Below are 7,185 nucleotides of genomic sequence, written 5' to 3'. Positions count from 1 at the left end.
CCCGGGGGCCGGGCCGCCGCGGCCGCCAGCTCGCGGAGGCGCCGGTGCCGACGCCGCCGAGGTGCAGGGCGATCAGCAGCAGGCCGAGGACGGTCAGGGTGCTGTTGTTGATGGCGTCCGAGGAGATGTCGGCCAGGTCGAACAACAGGGCGAGTGCGAAGACGATCGCGGCGACGATCGCGAGCATGTCGGCCTCCGTGGGGGTCGGGGGCCCACCGCGGGCCCCTCGGCTGCCTACCGGATCTCCTCCAGCCCGCTCCCGAAACCGCGCCCCCTTTTCGGCCGACCGATAACCGGTTTTGCGACGGAAGGGGCGTTCCCGCCGGTCAGCGGCCGGTCACGCGGCGTACGCCGCCTACGGCCCGCCGGGAGCGTCCCGCCCGCCGGCGAGCGCGGCGCGGGCGCGCTCGGTCATGCGGACGACCTCGCGGCGGACCTGCGGACGCTCCGTGAGCCGCTCGCCGAACGGGATCCGGACCGGGTGCTCGACGCCCCCGTCGGCGACGGCGAACTCGATGCCCTCCGCGTCCAGTCCGGTCATCCGCGCCGCGGTCGCGCCGGGGCGCCCGCCGAGCGCGCGGCAGATCGTCAGGCAGTCGGCGGCGTGGTCCTCGTTCATGTGCCGGGCGATCTGCCTGACGACGTCGTCGGTGAAGGGGTCCGCGTCGGGCATGCGAGGGTCCTCTCGGGCGGGCGGCGGGACGGTCAGGCCCTTGTAGACCCGCAGTGCGTTGCCGGCGAGGACGAGCGCGAGGGTCTCCTCGTCCAGGCCGAGGGCGGCGACGGCGCGGGCGTTGCGGGCGATGCCGGGCACGCCGGGCCAGTCCGTGCCGAAGACGAACTTGCGGGCCAGGCGCCGCAGGTCGTGCCGGGCGTAGTACTCGGGGAGCCGGCGGGGCGGGAGCCCGGACAGCTCGATCCACACCTCCTCGCGGGACAGCGCGAGGAACGCGGCGGCGTCGTACCACCAACCGCGCCCGCCGTGGGCGAGGACGAACGTCAGGCCGGGGAACAGCCGCAGCACGTCGTCGACCGCGGTGGGGTCGGCGTACCGGTTGACCGAGCCGGGGAACGAGCTGGTCCCGCAGTGCACGACGACCGGGACGCCGGCGTCGCGGCACACCTCGTAGGCGGGGTGGAGCTCGGGGTCGGCGACGCTGAACCCGCCGTGCACCGGGTGCAGCTTCAGCGCGACGGCGCCGAACCCGAGCTGCCGCTCGACCTCGGCGCCGACCGGGTAGTGCAGGTGCGGGTTGACGTTGGCGATCGGCCTGAAGCGCCGCGGGTTGTGCTCCAGCAGGGGCCGCAGGTCCTCGATGGGCTGCGTGCCGGTGGTCCGCGGGCTGTACTCGCACAGCAGCAGGGCGACGTCGACGCCCTCACTCTCGAAGTAGGCGTCCACCCGCTCGGGCACGAGCGTGCCGTCCTCGTCGTAGAGGTCCTGCCAGGGGTGGGACGAGCCGAACTCCTCCGCCCAGCGCCGCCAGGCCGGGCGGAGCGTGGGCAGCCGGGCGGCGTGCACGTGCGCGTCGATCAGCGGGCGTCCGTCGAGCATGCGGCGGAGCCTACCCGCCGCCGCTCAGGCGACGTCCACGGTGTCCTGCTCCTCCAGCCAGGCGACGATGCCCTCCACGGCGGAGCGGCAGCTCCCGCATCCGGTGCTCGCCCGGGTGGCGCGCGCGACGGCCTCGGCCGTGCGGGCGCCGCGCTGCCAGCAGGCGCGGATCTGGCCCTTGCTGACGTTGTTGCACTGGCAGACGGTCGCCGCGTCCGGCATCCGCACCGGCGACTCGGCCTCGGGCGCCGCGCCGACGCCGGGGAACAGCAGGCCGAGGCGCTCGGCGGGCAGCGGCGAGGCCCGGTCGTAGAGCTGGGTGAGCGTCCCGGCGGTGGAGGTCTCGCCGAGCAGGATCGCGCCGATCAGCCGCCCGTCCCGGATCACGGCCTTCTTGTAGGTGCCGCGCGCCGCGTCGGTGAACCGGACGACCTCCACGTCCTCGTCGTCGTCGCCGAAGTGCGTCTCCCCCATCGACGCCAGCTCGATCCCGGCGGCCTTGAGCCGGGTGATCTGGCGGGCGCCGGTGAACCGCGCCGCGGGGTCGGTGCCGGCGAGCAGCCCCGCGAGCACGGCCGCCTGCTCCCACGCGGGCGCCACCAGCCCGTACACCTCGTCGCGGTGCTCGGAGCACTCGCCGATGGCGCGGACGGCCGGGTCGGTCACCGACCGCAGCTCGTCGTCGACGATCACGGCCCGGCCGACGGCCAGGCCCGCGTCCCGGGCCAGGCCCACCTCGGGCCGGACACCGCAGGACAGGACGACCAGGTCGGCGTCGACGACCTCGGTCCCGCCGCCGGGCAGGGCCAGCTCGACGCCGGTCACCGCGCCGCCGGCGGTGCGCAGCCCCGTGACGGCGGCCTGCAGCCGGGTGCCGATGCCGAGCGCCTCCAGGGTGCGGGCCAGGACCTTCCCCGCGGCCGGGTCGAGCTGGCGCTCCATGAGGTGCCCGGCCAGGTGCAGGACGGTCACCTCCAGGCCAAGGCCGGTGAGCCCGCGCGCCGCCTCGATGCCCAGCAGTCCGCCGCCGACGACCACCGCGCGGCGCGCCGACTCGGCCAGGGCGGAGATGCGGCGGCAGTCCTCCAGCGTGCGGAACACCTGCGCGCCGCGCGGAAGGCCGTCCTCCAGGCCCGGCATCGGCGGGACGAACGCGGTGCTGCCGGTCGCGAGGACGAGCGTGCCGTAGGGGGTGACCGTCCCGTCCGAGGCGTGCACGGTCTTGGCCGCGCGGTCGATGCGGGTGACCTCGACGCCGAGCCGGGCGTCCACGCCGTGGGAGGCGTACCAGGCGGCGTCGACAAGGCTGATGTGGTCGGGCCGCGTCTTCCCGGCGAGGACGTTCGACAGCAGAATCCGGTTGTAGGGGCGCTGCGCCTCCGCGCCGAACACCGTCACCGGCGTCGCGGCGTCCCGGGACCGCAGCTCGTCCACGAACCGGGAGCCGGCCATGCCGTTGCCGACGACGACCACGCCCGCCGGGTCCGCGGCGCTCACCGCTTCACCTCCAGGGGGAGCGGCTTGATCTGGTCGCGCTCGACCTCGAAGGCGATGCTCGGGTCGGGGGTCTGCGGCGCGTTGACGAAGGAGACGAACCGGCGGAGCCGCTCGGGGTCCTCCAGGGTGTCGCGCCACTCGTCGGAGTAGGACGCGACGTGGCGGGCCATGGCCGCGTCGAGGTCGGCGCAGATGCCGAGCCGGTCGTCCACGATCACCTCGCGCAGGTAGTCCAGGCCGCCGTCGAGGGACTCCAGCCAGCTCGCGGTGCGCTGGAGCCGGTCGGCGGTGCGGATGTAGAACATCAGGAAGCGGTCGATGTAAGTGATCAGCTCATCGTCGGCGAGGTCGGTGGCGAACAGGTCGGCGTGCCGGGGCCGCATGCCGCCGTTCCCGGCGAGGTAGAGGTTCCAGCCGTTCTCGGTGGCGATGACGCCGAAGTCCTTGCTCTGCGCCTCGGCGCACTCGCGGGCGCAGCCGGACACGGCCGACTTCAGCTTGTGCGGGGCGCGCAGCCCGCGGTAGCGCAGCTCCAGCCGGATCGCCATCGCGGCCGAGTCCTGGACGCCGTAGCGGCACCAGGTGGAGCCCACGCACGACTTCACCGTGCGCAGCGCCTTGCCGTAGGCGTGGCCGGACTCGAACCCGGCCTCGACGAGCCGCCGCCAGATCTCGGGCAGCTGCTCGACGCGGGCGCCGAACAGGTCGATCCGCTGACCGCCGGTGATCTTGGTGTAGAGCCCGAAGTCGCGCGCCACCTCCCCGATCACGATGAGCCGCTCGGGGGTGATCTCCCCGCCGGGGACCCGCGGGACCACCGAGTACGTGCCGTTCTTCTGAAGGTTGGCCAGGAAGTGGTCGTTGGTGTCCTGCAGCGCCGCCTGCTCGCCTTCGAGGATGTGGCCGTTGCCCAGGCTGGCGAGGATGGAGGCGACGGCGGGCTTGCAGATGTCGCAGCCGCGGCCCGTCCCGTGCTCCTGGACGAGCTGGGTGAAGCTCCCGACCCGCCCGGCCCGGACGATGTCGAACAGCTCGGCGCGGCTGTAGTCGAAGTGCTCGCAGATCGCCTTGCTGACCTCGATCCCCGCGGCGGTCAGCTCGGCGTCCAGGATCCGCTTCACCAGCGGGACGCAGCTGCCGCAGCTCGTCCCGGCCCTGGTGCGGTCCTTCACTCCCGCGACGTCGGTCAGGGAGCACTCGGCGACCGTGCGGCGGATGCCCTCGGCGGTGACGTTGTTGCAGGAGCAGATGACCGTCGCGCCGGGCAGGTCGCCGCCCGCCGCCTCGGTGCCGCCGAACAGCATCTGCTCGGGCGCGCCCGGCAGGCCGCCGCCGACGTGGGCGCGGAGCGTGCCGTAGGCCTCGGCGTCGCCGACGAGGACGCCGCCGAGCAGGGTCCGCGCGTCGTCGCTGACGACGAGCCGCTTGTAGACCCCGGCGACCGGGTCGGTGTAGGTGACGCCGAGCGCGCCCCGCTCGGGCCCGGCGAACGGGTCGCCGAAGCTGGCGACGTCGACGCCCATCAGCTTGAGCTTGGTCGACATGTCCGCGCCCTCGAACACCGCCGTGCTCGCGGGGGACAGCAGCCGGTCCGCGACCACCTCCGCCATCGAGAAGCAGGGCCCGACCAGCCCGTACACCGTGCCGCCGACCAGGGCGCACTCGCCGATCGCGAAGACGGCGGGGTCCTCGGTGCGGCAGGAGGCGTCCACCACGATCCCGCCGCGCTCCCCCACCGGCAGCCCGCAGCCGCGGGCCAGCTCGTCGCGCGGGCGGATCCCGGCGGAGAACACCACGACCTCGGCGTCGAGCACCGTGCCGTCCTCCAGGACGACGCGCCGGACCGCGCCGTCCTCACCGGCCTCCAGGGCCCGCATGGGGGTGCCCGCGTGCACGGCCATGCCGAGCCCCTCGATGTGGCGGCGCAGCATCGCGCCGCCGCCCTCGTCCAGCTGGCGCGGCATCAGCCACGGCGCCACCTCCACGACGCCGCTGCGCAGCCCGAGGCCCTGGATCGCGCGGGCCGCCTCCAGGCCGAGCAGGCCGCCGCCGACGACGGCGCCGGTGGCCCTGCCCCGCGCGTACGCGCGGATCGCGTCCAGGTCGTCGATCGTGCGGTACACGAAGACTCCGGGCAGGTCCCGCCCCTGGACGGGAGGGACGAACGGCGCGGACCCCGTGGCCAGGACGAGCGCGTCGTAGGGGACGGCGTTCCTCGTCGAGGTGGCGACCGTCCGGGCCGCGCGGTCGATCCCGGTGACCCGCTCCCCGGTCCGCACGGTGACCGCGCCGTCGTGGGCGGGGTAGGCCAGGTCGGCCCCCTCCAGATGCGTCGTGAGCGCCACGCGGTCGTAGGCGGTGCGGGGCTCCTCGCCGATCACCGTGATCGTCCACGTGCCGGCGGTGTCGCGCTCGCGCACCGCCTCCACCAGGCGGTGCGCGGCCGGCCCGTGGCCGGCGACGACCAGGCGCTTGTCCGGTCTGCTGTCGGCTCCCATGGGACCGATCCTCGGCGGCCCGTATTACCCGCAAAGATCCTCGCTGTCACCCCCGCGTTAAGTGGCCCTCACAGCCGGCCCGCCCGCGATGCCGGACGGGGCCCAGCGCCGCCACCCGCTCCGGTCGTGCACCATGGAAGGGTGACGGAGCTTGCGGGGAACGGGACGAAGACCGGCCTGCCGATGCTGGCCGACCTCGTCTCGGACGGCGACGTGGTGGTGCTGAGCGGCGCGGGTCTGTCGACCGAGTCGGGCATCCCCGACTACCGCGGGGAGACGGGCCGCCGGCGGCGCGCGGAGCCGATGACCTACCAGGCGTTCACCGGGAGCGAGGCGGCGCGGCGCCGCTACTGGGCGCGCAGCCATCTCGGCTGGCGGCACATCGCGCGGGCCCGCCCGAACGCGGGGCACCGCGCGGTCGCCGAGCTGCAGCGGCGCGGCCTGCTGGCCGGGATCATCACCCAGAACGTCGACGGGCTCCAGCAGGCCGCGGGCGCGCGCGGGGTGATCGAGCTGCACGGCGCGCTGGACCGCGTCCTGTGCCTGTCCTGCGGCGAGCGGTCCGCGCGCGAGCGGCTCGACGAGCGGCTGCGCGCGGCCAACCCCGGCTGGACGGCCCGCGCCGAGACGATCAACCCCGACGGCGACGCCGTCCTGCGCGACGAGGCCGTCGAGGCGTTCCGGATCGTGGGCTGCGAGCGGTGCGGCGGCGCGCTCAAGCCCGACGTGATCTTCTTCGGGGAGAACGTGCCCCCGGCCCGCGTCGGGGACTGCTACGCGCTGACGGAGCGGGCGGGGGCGCTGCTGGTGCTGGGGTCGTCGCTGACCGTGCTGTCGGGCTACCGGTTCGTCCGGCACGCGGCGCGGCACGGCGTCCCCGTGGCGATCGTCAACCGCGGCGCCACCCGGGGCGACCCGCACGCCCTGGTCACGCTGGACGCCCCGCTCGGCGCCACCCTGGACGCGCTGGTCGCCGAGCTGCCCGCCTGACGGGGACCGGTCCGGCCTACCCCCCGCCCAGCAGCGTGGTCGCGGCCGGCGCCGGGCCGTGCGAGTGCCCGGGGTCCCCGGGCGGGGGCGCGCCGGTGGCCTGGGGCGGGTCGGGCAGCATGTCGCCGGTGACGAATCCGGTGCCCTCCAGCAGCCGCATGTGGGTGCGGACGAACGTCTCGCACTGCTCGGAGAAGTTCCGCACGAGCGTGTTGCGGGTGCTGCCGCGCACGGCGGCGATCGCCGGGTAGATCTGGCCGTGCGCCATCCGCAGGCGGGCGACGGCCGTCCGGTCGTAGTCGTTCCCCGACTTGCCGGTGATCTCCGACATCCAGCTCTGCTGGTCCGGCGTGGGCTGGTTCGGCAGCGGGACGTTCAGCCTGGCGGCGACCGCGCGGTCCAGTTCGTCCAGGCGGGCGTGCTGGCGGGCGATCTCGCCGAGGTTGCGGCGGGTCGCGGCCCGCGCGGCGCGGCGCTCGGCCTCCCGGCCGACGGGGATCTCCCACAGCCCCGCCTGCCGGACCCGCACGACGAGGTCGCGGTCGGCGGGGCCGAGCGGCCAGCCCGCCGGTGAAGCCGCTGCGGCTGTAGGCGTCGACGTAGAACTCCAGTTCCGGCTCGGTCAGCCACGTCCACGGGAGCGGC

At 75.1% G+C, this 7,185-nt stretch carries 5 protein-coding genes and 1 pseudogene; 1 reads left to right on the top strand and 5 read right to left on the bottom strand.

The window, feature by feature from the left end:
* From AB0K37_RS39155 to nirB, 4 genes are all read right to left on the bottom strand, one after another.
* The coding region (locus tag AB0K37_RS39155; protein ID WP_363990441.1) for a hypothetical protein at nt 1-187 on the bottom strand (187 nt) is incomplete at its 3' end.
* Between the two features lie 168 nt (nt 188-355).
* Entirely contained in the window at nt 356-1,555 is a 1,200-nt protein-coding gene (locus tag AB0K37_RS39150) for an amidohydrolase family protein (protein WP_363990438.1), read from the bottom strand.
* A 24-nt stretch (nt 1,556-1,579) separates the two neighbouring features.
* The gene (locus tag AB0K37_RS39145) at nt 1,580-3,052 is read right to left on the bottom strand and encodes an FAD-dependent oxidoreductase (protein ID WP_363990435.1); all 1,473 of its coding nucleotides are present in this window, start codon (nt 3,050-3,052) and stop codon (nt 1,580-1,582) included.
* The gene (nirB, locus tag AB0K37_RS39140; protein ID WP_363990433.1) at nt 3,049-5,550 is read right to left on the bottom strand and encodes a nitrite reductase large subunit NirB; all 2,502 of its coding nucleotides are present in this window, start codon (nt 5,548-5,550) and stop codon (nt 3,049-3,051) included. Before nirB ends, AB0K37_RS39145 begins: the two co-directional genes overlap by 4 nt.
* Before the next feature lie 141 nt (nt 5,551-5,691).
* Here nirB and AB0K37_RS39135 point away from each other — a divergent pair, with 141 nt between their 5' ends.
* Nucleotides 5,692-6,540 (top strand): NAD-dependent protein deacetylase, encoded by an 849-nt coding sequence (locus AB0K37_RS39135; RefSeq protein WP_363990430.1) that lies wholly within the window; start codon nt 5,692-5,694, stop codon nt 6,538-6,540.
* Between the two features lie 16 nt (nt 6,541-6,556).
* On the opposite strand, the pseudogene AB0K37_RS39130 reads toward AB0K37_RS39135, so the two are convergent.
* Nucleotides 6,557-7,075 (bottom strand): annotated as a pseudogene (locus AB0K37_RS39130) (DUF4142 domain-containing protein); the annotation flags it as partial.
* Nucleotides 7,076-7,185: the final 110 nt, after the last annotated feature.

Origin of the sequence: Actinomadura sp. NPDC049753 (genome assembly GCF_040674655.1) — a bacterium.
Taxonomy (GTDB): domain Bacteria; phylum Actinomycetota; class Actinomycetes; order Streptosporangiales; family Streptosporangiaceae; genus Spirillospora; species Spirillospora verrucosospora.
The sequence above is the reverse complement of the archived record's forward strand: the minus strand, read 5'-3'. Positions and strand labels throughout refer to the sequence as shown.